The organism is uncultured Sphingomonas sp., from assembly GCF_946477935.1.
GTDB lineage: Bacteria > Pseudomonadota > Alphaproteobacteria > Sphingomonadales > Sphingomonadaceae > Sphingomonas.
Genome location: NZ_CAMLAC010000069.1, coordinates 1 through 16,333 on the forward strand (window position 1 = coordinate 1; position 16,333 = coordinate 16,333).

The following is a 16,333-nucleotide window of genomic DNA, read 5'->3' on the forward strand; positions in this document are numbered from 1 at the left end:
CCCGGCACCAGCCCCCCACCCTGCCAGATCAGCGCGGGTATCTTGTCACCCGCCACCGGCCGCGCCGCCGCCGCGATCGCCCGCGCCAGCCGGTCCCCGCGTCCCGCATGGCCGATGGCACCCGCCATCTCACGCACCTGCGTCACGCTTTCCTCCACGCTGTCGGGCACCGGATATTGCACCAGCCGGATCTTCATCCGCTTCAACGCCGCAATCGTGGAGGGCGCGACATGCGGCCCGCTCAGCACCAGATCGGGACGCAGCGCGACCACCTCCTCGGCAGTCCCCGACGTCGCATGGAAGCGCCGCGCTATATCCAGCGGGATGGAGGATGCACGCGCATCCTGCGAATAGTGACTGATCCCGGCGATCTCCGCAGGATCGGCGATGCGCATCAGGATCGCATCGATGCACGGATTGATCGACACGATGCGCAACTGCGGCGCCGGCGCGGCGGACACCACGCCCAGGCACGCTACCGCGCCGATCGCGCGCATCGGGATCAATATTCGACGCCCTTCTGCGCCTTGAATCCGGCATTGTAGGGATGCTTCACCTCGCCGAACTCCGTCACCAGATCGGCGATCTCCAGCAGCTCGGGTTTCGCGTGCCGCCCGGTGACGCAGATATGCTTGGTCAGCGGCCGGTCCTTCAGGAACGCGACGATCTCATTGACCGGCAGCGTTCCGTCACGCAGCACGATGTTCAGTTCGTCCAGGATCACGAAGTCGATATCCGGATCCAGGATCATCGCCTTGGATCGCTCCCACGCCGCGCGCGCCGCAGCGATGTCCTGCTCGCGGTCCTGCGTGTCCCAGGTAAAGCCCTCGCCCATCACCTCGAAGGTCGCCAGATCGGGATGCGCCTCGAAGAAGTTGCGCTCCCCCGTCTCCCACTTGCCCTTCACATATTGCAGGATGGCGACCTTCATGCCCCAGCCGATGCTGCGGATCGCCATGCCGAAGGCGGAGGACGACTTGCCCTTGCCGTTGCCGGTGTGGACGATCAGCAGGCCCCGCTCCAGCGTTCGCCTGGCCTGCATCTTCTCGCGCGCCGCCTGCATCCGCTTCATCTTGGCGTTGTGCCGGGCGAAATCTTCCGGGCTGTCGGTCATCGCTTGAACTCCTGCAGGGCGTCGGCCAGTCGCCGCACCGCCGTGTCGCATCCGGGCAGGCCGATCCGCAACCGGTCCGGCTGGTCGGCCAGCGGCCGCACCAGGATCGCCCGCTCCGCGAGATGCCGGAACAGCCGCGCGGCATCCGGCACCGCGACCAGCCGGAACAGTCCCGCCCGGCCTATCACCGTGATCCCCGCCGAGGCCAGCACCGCGTCCAGCGCCACTGCCGCATCGCCGATCCGCCGCACCTGCTCCACCTGCCACGCCTTGTCGGCATAGGCTTTGGTCCCGATCGTCACCGCCGGCCCGCTCACCGGCCAGTCCCCCAGCAGCGCGCGCAGGCGTTCCGCCAGCGCCGGCGCCGCGATGACGAAACCCAGCCTGACCCCCGGCAATCCATAGAATTTGCCGAACGACCGCAGCACCACCAGTCCGGGCTCGTGCATCGCCGCCAGTCCCGGCGCGGGATCGGCATAGGCTTCGTCCACCACCAGCATGCCCACCGCCAGCAGGTCGCGCGCGGCCACCGGGTCCAGCCGCCGGCCGTCCGGATTGGCCGGGCTCGCCAGGATCGTCAGGTCATGGCCGGCCTGTCCCAGCGCATCCCACCCGATCGGCACCGCCGCCGGCCACGCTGCCCGGTGCCCGCTATAGCCCGGCACCACCACCGCCGGCCGCTCCCCCGGCATCAGCAGCGCCAGCAGCCGCATCGCCAGGTCGGTTCCCGGCACCGCCACCACCGACCGCCCCGCCGGCACCCCGAACGCGCGCGCCGCCGCCGCCTCCAGCGCCGCCACTGCCCCACTCTCGGGCAACCGCTCCAGCCCCGCCTCCTCCACCGGATAGGCGCGCGGCGCGATCCCCGTCGACAGGTCGATCCAGTCCTCACCCCCGAAGACGGCACGCGCCTCCGCCACCCGCCCGCCATGCACGTAGAACGGAGCCAGATCGCACGCGCCGCCCATCACGTCAGTACGCCAACCGAACGCCCGCAAAGGCCGCCCGCCCCTGCTGCCCATAGTCGAGAACCGTCTGATAACGTTCGTCGAACAGGTTCTCGATCCGGCCATAGACCGCCAGATTGCCCGTCAGCGGCATCGATGCGCGCAGATCGACCAGCGTGTATCCATCCAGCCGGCGGGCGTTGGATGCATCGTTGAAGCTGTCGCCCACGCTCGTCACGGTCGCCCCCGTCTCCAGTCCGAACGCCCAGCGGTAATCGGCGTTCACCGTCACGCTATGGTCCGGCCGCCGCGCCAGCCGCCGGCCGAAGCCGGCCGTGCCCGCCGAACGATCTTCCGCATCCAGATAGGTATAGGCCGCGCTCAACCGCAACGCCTCGACCGGAACCAGCGCCAGCGTGAACTCCAGCCCCTGCGCCCGCGCCCGCGCGACATTGTCATAGGTGCCGAACGGCCGCCCTGCGCAGATACCGGTCAGCGGCGTCCTGCACGACACGAAGGTGATCAGGTCGCGCGAGATGCGGTGGAACCATGTCGCGCTCGCCTCGATCGCGCCGTCCAGCGCGCGCTGCGTAACGCCTGCATCCCAGCCCTTCGACCGTTCGGGATCGAGCAGCGCGTTGCCATACTCGCTTTGCAACTGGTACAGGGTCGGCGCCTTGAACCCTTCCGAATAGCTGCCCCGGAACAGCGTGTTGCCGCCATTGGGCGACCAGACGCCACTCGCCGACACCGTGGTCGCGCCGCCGAAGACATTATGATCGTCATGGCGCACACCGCCCGTCACGGTCAGCCCTGCGACGGGCGTCACCGCCAACTGGCCATAGACGCTGAACAGCCGCGCGCGCCCGCGCGTCTCCGGCCCGCCATAGCTGGTGGTGGTGAAGCGCGTCACCTCCCGCTCCGCGCCGAACGTGCCCTGCACCGCATCGGACAGGTCGAGCAGCCCCTGATATTCCACCCGCTCGTTGCGGCCATTGCCGCGAAACGTCTCGGTCGGCACGCCGTCCGGATCGATGTTGCGCCGCCGCGTCTGCGTATAGGCATAGCCCAGCCGGTTGCGCAGCCGCCCGTCGAACAGCGCCAGATTGGCACCGCCATAGCCGACGAACTGCTTCGACGTGCCATATTCGCGCGTGTCGCCAAATGTGAAGGCGGGTGCCGGAAAGCCGTCAATCTCCGTCCGGCCATCCGAATAGAAGCCGCGCAGATCCAGCGACAGGGCATCGGTCACGCTCACCGTCACGCTGCCGTTCGCGCCATAGTTGCGATATCCGTCCCGCTCGGTTCCGCGGGCGAAGGCGGACAGGCCGTCGCTGGTGAAATAACCGCCGCCGAGGCTTGCCGCGACCGGCCCGGCCTTGCCCGAGACGTTGGCGAACACCTGCCCCGTATCGCGCCAGCCGCCCTCGGCCCGCGCATTGACCGACAGCGCGTCCGTCGGCTGCCGCGTGATCAGGTTCACCACCCCGCCGATCGCCTGGCTGCCCCACAGCACCGACTGCGCGCCCCGCAGCACCTCGATCCGCGCGATATTGCCAACCAGCAACCCGCCGAAATTGAACCCGCCGCCCGGTGCCGACGGATCGTTCAGCTTGATTCCGTCGATCAGCGCCACCGTCTGGTCGGTCTCCGCGCCGCGGATGCTGACGCCCGTCTGCGTGCCAAGGCCGCCGTTGCGCGCGATCGTCACGCCCGGTGTCTGGCGCAGCAGGTCGGCCACCGCCACCGACTGGCGCCGCGTGATCTCGGCGGTGTCCAGCACGCTCACCGCCTGGCCCACCCGGTCGATCGGCTGCGCGGCACGGTTGGCGGTCACCACGATGCGGTTCTCGGCGTCCTGCACCTGCTCCAGCCCAGCACCCGACTGCGCACTCTGCGCCACGGCCGGCAACGCGGCGAGCAGCAGCGGCGTCGCCAGAAGATATCGAAATGTCGTCACGGTGTTCTTTCCCCCTTGCGTTCACAACAGGGGGCACGCGCCGGACAAGCCTCGCCGCAGCCACGCCCCCAAAAGACGTCGTCACGCGAGGATCATTCCTCGATCGCCCGGCACACCCCGTCCGCGCGAAGGACAGACCGCGACAGGCAGGTCTCCTGGCTCCCGGGTCAGCGCCGCGCCCGGCCTTCCCGGATCGACTCCAGTGGCATGGGATGGGTGAGGCTCGCCGGTCACAGTTGCGGGGGCAGCTCCGGATCACGCCCGCCTTGTCAGGCGTCGCTTCCGGATTCCCTTTTCATCCCGTCTCCGGGAACCTGTCACGCTTGCGCCCTTAGGCGGCGGCGGGCAAGGGGGCAAGATGGCGACGACGTTGTTCCTGGGGGGTGCCCGTTCGGGTAAGAGCCGACTGGCGCAGACCGCGGCGGAGCGGTTCGCCGCGCCGCTGATCTACTGCGCGACGGGTCAGGCGTTCGACGCCGAGATGGCGGCCCGCATCGCCCGGCACCGCGCCGACCGCGACGGACGCTGGATCACGATCGACTGCCCGGTCGATCTGCCCGGTGCGATCCGCAGTGCCGCGGGCGGCGCGATCCTGGTCGATTGCCTGACCCTGTGGCTGACCAACGTAATGCTGGGCGATCACGATGTCGCCGCCGCCCGCGCCGACCTGCTCGCCGCGATCGGCGCTGTCCGCGCGCCGCTGTTCCTGGTCTCCAACGAGGTGGGCCTGGGCCTTGTCCCAGAAACGCCCCTCGGCCGCGCTTTTCGTGACGAGGCGGGCCGGCTCAACCAGGCGGTGGCCGCCGTCGTGGATCGTACCTATTTCGTCGCCGCCGGCCTGGCACTCCGCCTCATGCCCCTCGATATTTGACGAAAGGGCACCTGCCCGCAAAAGAACCATCATGCCCACCGACAAACGCACCACCGGACGGCCCACGCGCGAACAGGCACAACAGATCAACGACCTCGTCCTGACCGGCGCGCGCGAAGCATTCTGCTGCCGCGGTATCGACGGCACCTCGATGGAGGAGATCGCCGCCGCGGTCGGGGTCAGCAAGCACACCATCTATCGCCGCTATCCCGGCAAGATGGCACTGCTCGATGCCGTGGTGAGCCGCGATCTGGATCGGCTGGCCGAGGCCTTTGTGGAGGGTGACGGCACCGAAGATCCCCTTGCCTCGCTGAAGCGTGCGTCGCGACATTTCTTCGGCTTCTGCCTCTCGCCCGACAATATCCGCTTCATGGCCTTCCTCACCTCGGAAGCTGCCTATTCGGAAGAAATACGCAGCCGTTTCGCGACCTGGAACCGGATCATTTCGGCACCGATGCTGGACCGCGTCCGCCGCGCCCAGGCCGCTGGCCTGTTGCGCGCGGCCGACCCGACCTGCCTGTACCACCTGCTCGAAGACCTGATCGACGGACCTACCCGGCGCCTGCAATTCGGCCTGCCTGACCCGTTCTGCGGCCTTTCGCCCGATGCATTCTTCGAAGAACGCTGGCAGGTGTTCCTGCGCGACGCCGCGATCTGAAGGAACGCCCGCCCGCACCGCCGCGTTCGCGCCCGCATGGCCGACGACTTCCTGATCTTCCGCCCCGACGATGTCGATCTTTCCCGCTCGCCGCTCCGCCGCGGGATCGCCGAGGCGACCTATGTGCTCGGCGCGTTCAACCCCGGCATGGCGCGACTGCCGAACGGCAACCTGCTGCTGATGGTCCGCATCGCCGAAGCGCTCGCCCAGCCGGTGGTCGATGGCCATGTCCGCGCCATCCGCTGCACGCCCGCCGGCTATGTCCTCGACCTTTATCCGCTTGCCAGCGTCGACATGACCGATCCCCGCCAGTTCGCGCTCAAGGGCCATGCCCACCGCATGCTGGCGCTCACCTCGCTGTCCTGGCTGCTTCCGATCGAACTCGATCCCTCGGGCGAGCGCATCGTCGCAGTCCATTACGACAAGGCGATCGAACCCGCCGCCGCCTATCAGGATTACGGGGTCGAGGATGCGCGGATCAGCCGCATCGGCGACCGCTGGTACATGACCACCTGCTCGGTCTCGGCCGAGCGGCACTGCACCACCCTCCACACCTCCGACAACGGCCTCGACTACCGGCTGGAGGGGATCGTGCTGGACCATCAGAACAAGGACATGATCCTGTTCGAAGGGCTGGTGGGCGACCGCTTCATGGCACTCACCCGGCCTTTGGGAGAGGTCTATTTCGCCTATCCCCAGGACAGCCCCTTTGTCGGCGGCCCCGCGATCAACTTCGCCGCCTCGCCCGACGCGCTCCACTGGAAGCCGCTGGAGGCGCCGGGCATCCGCGCGCGCAAGGGCTCCACCTCGGCGATGAAGATCGGCGGCGGTACCCAGCCGGTGCTGACCGATGACGGCTGGCTGACCATCTATCACGGTGTCGAACGGCGCGAGACGGTCGGCATCTATCGCAGCTTCTGGGCGCTGCTGGACCGGGACGATCCCACCCGCATCCTGCGGCTGGAGGACGGCGTGCCGCTGATCGAGGCATCGCCTGCGCTCACCGCCGACATCGCGCACCAGATGTACCTGCCCACGCCCGTCGTCTTTTCCACCGGACTGGCCGATGCCGGCGACCATTATCTCGTCGCCAGCGGCGAGGCCGATCTTGCCTGCCGCATGACCCGCATTCCAAAGGATCGTTTCCGATGAGCATATCGCCAACGGACACGCCATGGTGGCGATCCGCCGTCCTCTACCAGATCTATCCCCGCTCGTTTCAGGACAGCGACGGCGATGGCATCGGCGACCTCAACGGCATCACCGCGCGCCTCGACCATCTGGTCGATCTCGGCGTGGATGCGATCTGGATTTCGCCGATCTTTCCCTCGCCCATGGCCGATTTCGGCTATGACGTGGCGGAGTATTGCGGGATCGATCCGCGCTTCGGCACGCTTGCCGATTTCGATGCGTTGCTCGCCGCCGCCCATGCCCGCGGGCTAAAGGTGCTGCTGGATTTCGTGCCGAATCACAGTTCGGACCAGCATCCCTGGTTCCGCGAGAGCCGCGCCTCGCGCGACAACCCGAAACGCGACTGGTATCTGTGGCGCGATGCGGCACCGGATGGCGGCGTTCCCAACAACTGGATCAGCGACTTTGGCGGCCCCGCCTGGGAATGGGACGCGGGCACCGGCCAATATTACTACCACGCCTTTCTGAAGGAGCAGCCCGACCTCAACTGGCGCAATCCGGATGTGCGTACCGCGATGCTGGACGTGCTGCGCTTCTGGTTCGCCCGCGGCGTCGACGGCTTCCGCATCGACGTTCTGTGGCACATGGTCAAGCATGCCGACTTCCCGGATAACCCGCTGAACCCCGCCTGGCATGTCAGCATGGGGGAGATGCACCGCGTGCTGCAACTCCACTCCACTGACCAGCCCGAGGTGCACGCCATCGCCGGCGACATGCGCCGCATCGCGGACGACTACAGCACGCCCGGCGACGAGCGCGTGCTGATCGGCGAGATCTACCTGCCGCTCGAACGCCTCATGCATTATTACGGGCAGGACGAAAGCGGCGTCCACCTGCCCTTCAACTTCCAGTTGATCGACGCCCGCTGGGACGCGCGGACGCTGGCGCAGATGATCGCCGACTATGAAGCCGCGCTGCCCCCCGGCGGCTGGCCCAACTGGGTGCTGGGCAATCACGATCGCCCGCGCAGCGCCACGAAGCGCGGTGCCGCCCAGGCCCGCGTCGCCGCGATGCTGCTCCTCACCCTGCGTGGCACACCCACCCTCTATTATGGCGACGAACTGGGGCTGGAGGATGCGGTCATCCCACCCGACCGGGTGCAGGATCCGCGCGAACTGCGCGAACCCGGCCTCGGCCTCGGCCGCGATCCGGTGCGCGCACCGATGCCATGGGATGCGGGCGTCCATGCCGGCTTCTCCACCGCCGAGCCGTGGCTGCCGCTCGGCCAGGACTGGCAGACCCGCAACGTCGCCGCCGAACGGGCCGACCCGGCCTCGATGCTCTCGCTGCACAAGGCACTGCTCGCCCTGCGCCGCCGCCACCCCGCGCTGAGTGTCGGCAGCTTTCGCCTGATCGAGGCGCAGGGCGACGTCCTCGCCTATGAACGCATCTCCGGCGACGATCGCATCGTCGTCGCGCTCAACCTCGGCAACACGCCACAGCCCGTCGTCCTGCCGCCGGGTCCGTGGCACCTGCTGCTGTCCACCACGCCCGATCCCTTCACCGATACCCTCGCCCCCGATCAGGGCGTCATCCTCCAGCCAGAACGGTAACGCCCCTTTCATGAAGATCGCGATGATCGCCCCGATCGCCTGGCGCACCCCGCCGCGCGCCTATGGACCCTGGGAACTCGTCACCAGCCTGCTGACCGAGGCGCTCGTCGCGCGCGGGCTAGACGTCACCCTCTTCGCCACGCAGGACAGCATCACCGCCGCCACCCTCGCCGGCCCCGTCCCCGCCGCCTACTCCGAAGATCCGTCGATCGACGCCAAGGTTTGGGAGATGCGCCATCTCTCCACCGTCTTCGCCCGCGCCGCCGAGTTCGACCTGATCCACAATCAGGCCGACTTCCCCGCCCACGCCTTTGCGCCGCTGGTCTCCACACCGATGGTCACCACCATCCACGGCTTCTCGTCCGATCGCATCCTGCCGATGTACGAACCCTATCAGGACCGCGTGCATTATGTCGCGATCTCGAACGCAGACCGCCACCCGGCCCTGCGCTACGCCGCAACCATCCATCACGGCATCCCCGTCGACGACTTCCCCTTCGACGCTACCGGCAGCGAGGACCTGCTCTTCTTCGGCCGCATGCACCCCGATAAGGGCGCCAGAGAGGCGATCGACGCCGCCCGCGCCACCGGCCGCCGCCTCCACATGGCCGGCATCGTCCAGGACCAGGGCTATTGGGAACGCGATGTCGAACCCCATGTCGATGGCACCGATGTGATCTACCACGGCCCGCTCGGTGGCGAGGCCCGCACCCGCGCGCTCGGCAGCGCCAAGGCGCTGCTCCACCTCATCAACTTCGACGAGCCTTTCGGCCTCTCGGTGGTCGAGGCGATGGCCTGCGGCACCCCCGTCATCGCGATCGACCGCGGATCGATGCCAGAGCTGATCGAAGACGGCGTCAACGGCTTCCTGGTAAAAGACGTGGAGGAAGCGGTAAGGGCGATCGACCGCCTCGACACCATAGACCGCGCCGCCTGCCGCCGCACGGCGGTTGAGCGCTTCTCGATCGACCGCATGGCCGACGCCTATATCGCGCTCTACCGGGACATTTTGGATACATGATGCCCTCTCCCCCTTGGGGAGAGGGAGGGGCCCACTGCCCTGGCAGTGGGAGGGTGAGGGGCAGCCAAGCAGCGCAGCCTCTATAGTATCGAGCCTTTAACCTGATCCGTTCGTGCTGAGCGAAGTCGAAGCACAGCCGTACGCGCATGGCCTTCGACTTCGCTCAGGCCGAACGGATGTTGCGTCAGGTTTTGCGCACGATGCTCTAAGATCCCAAAACCGCCCGCTCCATCCGCCTGAGCATCGCGGTAAACCCCGCGAGTTCCTCCTCGGAAAACCCGGCAAACAGCCGCGCCTCCAGCTCCAGCGCCTTGGGCGCCACCTGCGCGTACAATTCTTCCCCCGCCCCGGTCAGCATCAACAGATGCGACCGCCGATCCCCGTCATGCGGCACCCGCGCCACCAGCCCGCGATCGGCCAGCGCGATCGCGGCGCGGCTGACCGTCACCTTGTCCATCCGGCTCCGCTCGCAAATCGCGGACTGCGCGATCCGTCCTTCCTCCGCCACGATCGCGACCAGCCGCCATTCGGAAATGCTCAACCCGAACAACTGCTCATAGGCGCTGGCGATATGCCCGCTCACCAGATTGGACGCGATCGACAGCCGATAGGGCAGGAAGTCGTCCAGCCGAAGCACCGCCGCACCGCTGTCTTCCGATCGTAACATTTGACACCATCCCTTCGCTGCGGCACATTGGTAACCAACGATACCAGATCAGGAGTTGGATGCCATGTCCGTCGAAACGAACCCGCTGGGGCTGGACGGCTTTGCCTTTTGCGAGTTCACCTCGCCCGAGCCGGACGCGCTAGCCCGCCAGTTCGAGATGATGGGCTTCGTCGCGGCGCATCGCCATCCGACCAAGGCGATCACCCGCTACGTTCAGGGTCGCATCAACCTGCTGCTCAATGCCGAGGAAACCGGCCAGGCCGCCGATTTCCGCGCCGAACACGGCCCCTCCGCCAGCGGCATGGGCTTTCGCGTCGCCGACCCGGCCGCCGCGCACGCCCATGCGCTCCAGCACGGCGCCGTCGCGGTCGATCCATCGGTCGGTGCATTCGGTGAGGACAGCTTCACGATCGAGGGTATCGGCGGCTCCTATCTCTACCTCGTCGCCGCCGGCGAGGACCTGTTTGCCGACTGGACCGAAGTCCCCGGCTGGCAGCAGGCGGCCGAGGAGAACAGCGTCGGCCTCGACCTGCTCGATCACCTCACCCACAATGTCCGCCGCGGAGAGATGCGCACTTGGTCCAGCTTCTACGGCCGCATCTTCGGCTTCGAGGAGCAGAAATATTTCGACATCAAGGGGAAGGCGACCGGCCTGTTCAGCCAGGCGATGATCGCCCCCGACCAGGCGATCCGCATCCCGCTGAACGAAAGCCAGGACGAGAACAGCCAGATCGAGGAATTCATCCGCCAATATCAGGGCGAGGGTATCCAGCACCTCGCGCTGACCACCGACAATATCTACGAAACCGTGGAAAAGCTGCGCGAACGCGGCGTGCGTCTGCAGGACACGATCGAAACCTATTTCGAACTGGTCGACAAGCGCGTCCCCGGTCACGGCGAGGATCTGGAGCGCCTGCGCCGGAACCGCATCCTGATCGACGGCTCGGTGGAACGCGGCGAGGGACTGCTGCTCCAGATCTTTACCGAGAACATGGTCGGCCCGATCTTCTTCGAGATCATCCAGCGCAAGGGCAATGAAGGCTTCGGCAACGGCAACTTTCAGGCGCTGTTCGAATCGATCGAACTGGATCAGATTCGGCGCGGGGTCATCACGGTCGACGCCTGAGCATCGGCCGGATGCCGAGCGCAGGCGAGGCCCGCGCCCGGCCAGCGCGACAAAGCCGCCGCACAGGGCGCGGCTTTGCCGCGTCTGACGCAGCGGCGTGGTGATGGAGAGAGAACGGATGAACGACCCCAGCTACACCCCCGGCTTCGGCAACCACGTCTCGACCGAGGCAGTCCCCGGCGCGCTTCCCATCGGCCGCAACGCGCCGCAACGCCCCGCCTTCGGCCTCTACGCCGAGCAACTGTCGGGCACCGCCTTCACCGCGCCGCGCCACGAAAACCGCCGCTCCTGGCTCTACCGCATGCGCCCCACTGCGGAGCATCCGCCGTACAGCCGCTACGACGGCGCCCCCCGCTTCGCTCCCGGCACCGTCTCCGGCCCCCTTCCTCCCAACCGCCTCCGCTGGGACCCCATTGCCGCTCCTGGCCACGGCACCGACTGGCTCGACAGCATGACGACCATGCTCGCCAACCGCGATCCCGCCGATCTGGATGGGGTGGCGATCCATCTCTACGCCGCCAACGCCGACATGCAGGACCGCGTCTTCACCGACGCGGACGGCGAACTGCTCTTCGTCCCCCAGTCCGGCCGCCTGGCGATCTTCACCGAACTCGGTCGCCTCGACCTCTCCCCCGGCCAGATCGCCCTCATCCCCCGCGGCGTCCGCTTCCGCGTGTCCCTCCCCGATGGCAAAGCCCACGGCTATGTCTGCGAAAATCACGGCGCGCTGTTCCGCCTGCCTGATCTCGGCCCGATCGGCGCCAACGGCCTCGCCAACCCGCGCGATTTCGAGACGCCGGGGGCGTGGTTCGAGGATCGCGATACGTCTACCCAGGTCGTCCAGAAATATCTCGGCAGCCTGTGGACGACCGAACTTGACCACAGCCCACTCGACGTCGTCGCATGGCATGGCAACCTCGCACCCTGGCGCTACGACCTGTCGCGCTTCAACACGATCGGCACGGTCAGCTTCGACCATCCCGATCCGTCCATCTTCACGGTGCTGACCTCGCCATCGGACGTGCCCGGCCGCGCCAATGCCGATTTCGTCCTGTTCCCGCCGCGCTGGATGGTGGCGGAGGACACGTTCCGCCCCCCCTGGTTCCACCGCAACGTCATGTCGGAAGCGATGGGCCTCATTACCGGCGCCTATGATGCCAAGGCGGAAGGATTCCAGCCCGGCGGCCTGTCGCTCCACAACCTGATGGCCGGCCACGGCCCCGATCTCGCCAGTTGGCAGGGCGCATCGCAGGCGGAATTGAAACCGCACAAGATCGACGGCACGATGGCGTTCATGCTGGAAAGCTGCTGGCCCTATCGCCCCACCCGTTTTGCGCAGGATCATGCGCAACTCGATTACGACGCGGTGTGGAAAGACTTTCCCAAGGCCCGACTGCCGTGAAGCTGCGCCTGCACGGCTATTGGCGCTCCAGCGCCGCCTACCGTGTCCGCCTCGCGCTCGGGTTGAAGGGGCTCGCCTATGAACAGGTGCCGCACGATCTGCGCACGGGGGCGCAGGCGACCTCCGACTACCGCACGCTGAACCCGCAAGCCCTGCTTCCCACGCTGGAGGCGGACGATCTGGTCCTGACGCAAAGCCCCGCCATCCTCGAATGGCTGGATGAGCGCTTTCCCGATCCACCGCTGCTGCCGGCCGATCCCGATGCCCGTGCGGTCGTCCGCGCCATGGCGGCAATCGTCGCCTGCGACATCCATCCGGTGAACAATCTGCGCATCCTCTCGGCACTGCGCCGCGACTTTGATGCACAGGACGTTGCGGTATCGCGCTGGATACGCCGCTGGATCACCCAAGGGTTCGAAGCGCTGGAGATGATGATCGCCCGCCGCGGCAGCGGCTTTGCCTATGGCGATACGCCAACCGTCGCAGACTGCCACCTGCTCCCCCAGGTCTATAACGCGCTGCGCTTCGACCTCGACATGGCGCCGTTCCCGCACATCGCCGCCGCTGCCGCAAAGCTCGACGGCCGCGTGCCGCAAGCCCATCCTGACGCGCAGCCCGACGCTCCATGAACGAAGGCTCCGACGCCCAGACGCGCCTGACCGCCACCCCCGCCGGTGTACGCCTCGGACCACTGGAGGCGATCGCGGACGGCACCGCGCGCAACTTCGTCCTCCAGATGCGCGCCGGCCGCTTCCACGGCTTCATCGTCCGCCGCGGCGACACCGTGCACGGCTATGCCGATCGCTGCCCGCACATGGGCCTGCCGCTTGCCCAGGCGCTCGACGCCTATCTGACGCCGGACGGCACGCATATCGCCTGCTCCTGGCATGGTGCTGTCTTCGCGGTAGAGAACGGTCTTTGCCTCGGTGGTCCCTGCGCAGGCCAACGGCTGACGCCGTGGCCCGTCACCGTCACAGATGGTCAGATCGTCACCGCCGCCGCCGATCAGGATTGATCGCATGGCAACGTTCGTGCAGCTTAAGGCGTTGATATCGCAACCCGATATGAAAGGACGCCGTGAGCATGCTCTCCATCCTCCTTTTCGCCGCCGCCGCTGGTCAGGTCACCGCCCAGCCCCCTGAATATGGCATCGACGCCCCCACTCCCAATATGTGGCAGGGCATTCAATATTATCCGACGCTCTACACGCAAGGAGACGACCGGGCATTCCGTCGGCGCATGCTGGCCTTCCGCGCGGAAGCGCTGGAGCAACAGGCACGCGACGGCGGCACGCTGACGCCCGAACACCGCGCCGCCTTGCAGGCCAAGCTGGACCGCATCCACTTCCGCTACGCCGAACGCCGTCGCCGGGCGGACATATTGGCGGTCGATAGCAATGGCCGTGCCGTCTATTCGGCCGCGACGCGCCCCGTGTTCGTGCAACCGCCGGGACTGCGCCTTACCCGCGTGGCGAACTGACAATCGTCAGCGCGCCGCCATCGGCCGTTCGTCCCGCCGCAGCGTCAGCACCTCGACGCCGTCCTGTGTGACGGCCACGGTATGCTCGAACTGCGCGGACAGCTTGCCGTCGCCGGTCACCACCGTCCAGCCATCGTTCATGGTCGCCACCTTGCGCGTGCCCTGGTTGATCATCGGCTCGACGGTAAAGGTCATCCCCTCGCGCAGCGGCGCGCCGGTGCCCGGCCGACCGAAGTTCAAGACGTCCGGCGCCTCGTGCATCTCGCGACCGATGCCGTGGCCGCAGAAGTCGCGCACCACCGAATACCCGTTCTTCTTGGCATGTCGCTCGATCGCGAAGCCGATATCGCCGACATGCCCACCGGGTCGCACCTGGGCGATGCCCTTCCACATCGCCTCCTGCGCGACGCGTACCAACCGCTTTGCGGCCGGCGACACCTCGCCGACCATGTAGGTCTTGCTGGAATCGGCTATGAAGCCGTTCTTCTCCAAAGTGATGTCCAGGTTGATGATGTCACCGTCCCGGATGATCATGTTCGCGTCCGGCACCCCGTGACACACCACCTGGTTGATCGAACAGTTCAGCACATAGGCAAAGCCGTACTGCCCCTTGCTCGCCGGCCGCGCCGCCAGATCATGGGTGATGAAGCGATCCACCATGTCGTTCACCGCCAGCGTCGACATGCCCGCCAGCGTCTGCCCATCCAGCATCTCGAACACCGACGCCAGCAAGCGCCCGGACTGGCGCATCAACGCCATCTCCTCACGCGTCTTCACCATCTCAGGCAGCCACCGCCCGCGCGCGCCCCACTTGCGCCGCCTCAACCTGCATCTTCATGATATCATTGAACGAAAGTGTAGGGTTGCACTCGGCCATCATCCCCACCTTCATCCAGAACTCCGCCTGCGCATTGATCGACCGGCACATCACCGCACTCGCCCTGCGCACCTCTTCATGCAGATCATCATCGATCTTCACGATACCCATGCCCAATCGCTCCTTTATACGAAGCATATATGTTTCGTATATTCACAGTCAATCGGCATCTGTATCGAACATCTCGCCTCGACCGCGAAGAATGCGCCTCAGATGTGGTCATGGCTGCTCAACCGAGCCCATCTAGGTGCCGCCCGCCAATGGCTGTGCGCTCCGCCTGCCAGACGTGAACGCGGATACGGCCGATTGTACCTGTTGATAACCCGATCGGCGTGAGTCAGACCGTCAATTCCGCTTGCGCGACCGCCTGCAATCGCTCCACCAATTGCGGCTCCAGTCCCAGATCGCGACCAGCGCGCTCGTCGCGACCCAGGGTACGGACATCGACACCGGTCACCCGACCGAAGATCGTCAGCGCTTCCAGATAATAGCCGGCCGCGCTCGCATGATACTGGTCCCACGTCCACAGATCGACCTGCCCGAAGGCGATACCGTCATAGGGATTGGGATCGGCGATCCGTTCGCGCATCGCCCGCGTCCACGCCTGCCCCACTGGAATCGCGCCGGCAATGTCGGAACTGGCGCGCACCGCCAATGCATTACCCGTCGCCAGCGTCTCGGCCATCGCAGCATAGCCCTGCCCCCGCCACGGGCTCGCAAGGCGATAGGTCAGGTCGGCGCGGCTCCATGTCGTCACCAGTTCGACCCGCACCTTGTGGTTTGCCCGCCGCACCATCGCGGCCAGTTGCGCTGCCGCCCCGGCATGGCGCATCGGATCGCCGGGCTTGGCCGGATCCAGCGTGCTGTATCCTTGCAGGATCACCACATCCCAACGCCGGTCGATCTGGCGCTTCTTGTGTTCGAAATGATAGGCCAGGTCCTTGCCCGGCGCCGTTTCCAGGCTGACCTTCCAGTCCAGCTTCGCCTGCTCGGCAAAGGTCTTGAACAGCGCCGGCACGCCGCCGATCCCCTCGCGGTTCAGGTCGGTCACTGCATCGGGACGGTAGCGCATGACCGGTGAGTTCGCGCCGAAAGTGAAGCTGTTGCCGACAAACAGGATCGTCTCGGCCGCAGCCGGCGAGGCAACCAGCGAACACAGCGCCGCAACGATGATACCGATCTTCATGGCGCTTCCCACCCCTTGTCCGTTCGCGCGCCGCTCCTAGCCGCCCCCCACGCCTTGCACCAGCATCGTCGATACCCTATACCCCTATACGCTATGGCTCACGTTACCACCAACAAGGACAAGATCGTCGCGCGCGTCCGCCGCATTGCCGGGCAGGTCGCCGCCGTCGAGCGCTCCGTGCTCACCGACGCGGAATGCGCGGATACCCTGCACCTCGTTGCCGCCGTGCGTGGTGCGGTGGCGGGGCTGATGGACGAGCTGGTGGAGGATCACCTCCATGC

19 protein-coding genes and 1 riboswitch are annotated in these 16,333 nt (G+C 66.8%); of the genes, 11 read left to right on the top strand and 8 right to left on the bottom strand.

Translation table 11 applies throughout. From position 1 onward, the window contains the following. From Q0U08_RS09430 to Q0U08_RS09445, 4 genes are all read right to left on the bottom strand, one after another. The coding region (locus Q0U08_RS09430; protein ID WP_298091202.1) for an ABC transporter substrate-binding protein at positions 1-497 on the bottom strand (497 nt) is incomplete at its 3' end. Positions 498-502: 5 nt separating this feature from the next. Further along, entirely contained in the window at positions 503-1,114 is a 612-nt protein-coding gene (cobO, locus tag Q0U08_RS09435; protein ID WP_298091179.1) for a cob(I)yrinic acid a,c-diamide adenosyltransferase, read from the bottom strand. Then, the gene (locus Q0U08_RS09440; RefSeq protein ID WP_298091180.1) at positions 1,111-2,112 is read right to left on the bottom strand and encodes an aminotransferase class I/II-fold pyridoxal phosphate-dependent enzyme; all 1,002 of its coding nucleotides are present in this window, start codon (positions 2,110-2,112) and stop codon (positions 1,111-1,113) included. The genes cobO and Q0U08_RS09440 overlap by 4 nt, the downstream gene beginning before the upstream one ends. Beyond that, positions 2,087-4,021: a TonB-dependent siderophore receptor gene (locus Q0U08_RS09445; protein WP_298091181.1), complete on the bottom strand. Its 1,935-nt coding sequence runs from the start codon at positions 4,019-4,021 to the stop codon at positions 2,087-2,089. Before Q0U08_RS09445 ends, Q0U08_RS09440 begins: the two co-directional genes overlap by 26 nt. Before the next feature lie 127 nt (positions 4,022-4,148). Beyond that, positions 4,149-4,354: riboswitch (cobalamin riboswitch) on the bottom strand. Between the two features lie 25 nt (positions 4,355-4,379). On the opposite strand from Q0U08_RS09445, the gene cobU reads away from it, so the two are divergent. The 5 genes from cobU to Q0U08_RS09470 are packed head-to-tail and all read left to right on the top strand — an operon-like array spanning position 4,380 to position 9,315. Continuing rightward, positions 4,380-4,892 carry a bifunctional adenosylcobinamide kinase/adenosylcobinamide-phosphate guanylyltransferase gene (cobU, locus tag Q0U08_RS09450; protein ID WP_298091183.1) on the top strand — a complete coding sequence of 171 codons (513 nt, stop codon included), beginning with the start codon at positions 4,380-4,382 and terminating at the stop codon, positions 4,890-4,892. Positions 4,893-4,923: 31 nt separating this feature from the next. Further along, positions 4,924-5,550, top strand: a complete 627-nt coding sequence (locus tag Q0U08_RS09455; protein WP_298091185.1) for a TetR/AcrR family transcriptional regulator — start codon at positions 4,924-4,926, stop codon at positions 5,548-5,550. 36 nt (positions 5,551-5,586) lie between these two features. Continuing rightward, a complete protein-coding gene (locus Q0U08_RS09460) occupies positions 5,587-6,702 on the top strand; it encodes a glycosidase (protein ID WP_298091187.1) in 1,116 nt (371 codons plus the stop codon). Then, the gene (locus Q0U08_RS09465) at positions 6,699-8,294 is read left to right on the top strand and encodes an alpha-amylase family glycosyl hydrolase (protein ID WP_298091188.1); all 1,596 of its coding nucleotides are present in this window, start codon (positions 6,699-6,701) and stop codon (positions 8,292-8,294) included. The genes Q0U08_RS09460 and Q0U08_RS09465 overlap by 4 nt, the downstream gene beginning before the upstream one ends. A 10-nt stretch (positions 8,295-8,304) precedes the next feature. Then, complete coding sequence (locus Q0U08_RS09470) at positions 8,305-9,315, top strand: glycosyltransferase family 4 protein (RefSeq protein ID WP_298091190.1); 1,011 nt, start codon at positions 8,305-8,307, stop codon at positions 9,313-9,315. Between the two features lie 205 nt (positions 9,316-9,520). On the opposite strand, the gene Q0U08_RS09475 is transcribed toward Q0U08_RS09470, so the two are convergent. After that, entirely contained in the window at positions 9,521-9,982 is a 462-nt protein-coding gene (locus Q0U08_RS09475) for a MarR family winged helix-turn-helix transcriptional regulator (RefSeq protein WP_298091191.1), read from the bottom strand. A gap of 64 nt (positions 9,983-10,046) precedes the next feature. Between Q0U08_RS09475 and hppD the strand changes: the two genes are divergently transcribed. The 5 genes from hppD to Q0U08_RS09500 all read left to right on the top strand — a co-directional run bounded on the left by hppD (position 10,047) and on the right by Q0U08_RS09500 (position 13,989). Beyond that, positions 10,047-11,108: a 4-hydroxyphenylpyruvate dioxygenase gene (gene hppD, locus Q0U08_RS09480; protein WP_298091192.1), complete on the top strand. Its 1,062-nt coding sequence runs from the start codon at positions 10,047-10,049 to the stop codon at positions 11,106-11,108. A 118-nt stretch (positions 11,109-11,226) separates the two neighbouring features. Further along, on the top strand, positions 11,227-12,510 hold the full coding sequence (hmgA, locus tag Q0U08_RS09485; RefSeq protein ID WP_298091193.1) for a homogentisate 1,2-dioxygenase: 1,284 nt from the start codon (positions 11,227-11,229) through the stop codon (positions 12,508-12,510). Further along, positions 12,507-13,139 (top strand): maleylacetoacetate isomerase, encoded by a 633-nt coding sequence (gene maiA, locus Q0U08_RS09490; RefSeq protein ID WP_298091194.1) that lies wholly within the window; start codon positions 12,507-12,509, stop codon positions 13,137-13,139. Before hmgA ends, maiA begins: the two co-directional genes overlap by 4 nt. Next, the gene (locus Q0U08_RS09495; protein ID WP_298091196.1) at positions 13,136-13,525 is read left to right on the top strand and encodes a Rieske (2Fe-2S) protein; all 390 of its coding nucleotides are present in this window, start codon (positions 13,136-13,138) and stop codon (positions 13,523-13,525) included. Before maiA ends, Q0U08_RS09495 begins: the two co-directional genes overlap by 4 nt. A gap of 68 nt (positions 13,526-13,593) precedes the next feature. Further along, a complete protein-coding gene (locus Q0U08_RS09500) occupies positions 13,594-13,989 on the top strand; it encodes a hypothetical protein (RefSeq protein WP_298091197.1) in 396 nt (131 codons plus the stop codon). Positions 13,990-13,995: 6 nt separating this feature from the next. On the opposite strand, the gene map is transcribed toward Q0U08_RS09500, so the two are convergent. From map to Q0U08_RS09515, 3 genes are all read right to left on the bottom strand, one after another. After that, on the bottom strand, positions 13,996-14,769 hold the full coding sequence (gene map, locus Q0U08_RS09505) for a type I methionyl aminopeptidase (protein ID WP_298091198.1): 774 nt from the start codon (positions 14,767-14,769) through the stop codon (positions 13,996-13,998). Position 14,770: 1 nt separating this feature from the next. Further along, entirely contained in the window at positions 14,771-14,977 is a 207-nt protein-coding gene (locus Q0U08_RS09510) for a ParD-like family protein (protein ID WP_298091199.1), read from the bottom strand. Positions 14,978-15,203: 226 nt separating this feature from the next. After that, positions 15,204-16,052: a PEP-CTERM sorting domain-containing protein gene (locus tag Q0U08_RS09515; RefSeq protein ID WP_298091200.1), complete on the bottom strand. Its 849-nt coding sequence runs from the start codon at positions 16,050-16,052 to the stop codon at positions 15,204-15,206. A 93-nt stretch (positions 16,053-16,145) separates the two neighbouring features. On the opposite strand from Q0U08_RS09515, the gene Q0U08_RS09520 reads away from it, so the two are divergent. After that, positions 16,146-16,333 (top strand): metal/formaldehyde-sensitive transcriptional repressor (locus tag Q0U08_RS09520; protein WP_298091201.1); only part of this gene is annotated, 188 nt, incomplete at its 3' end.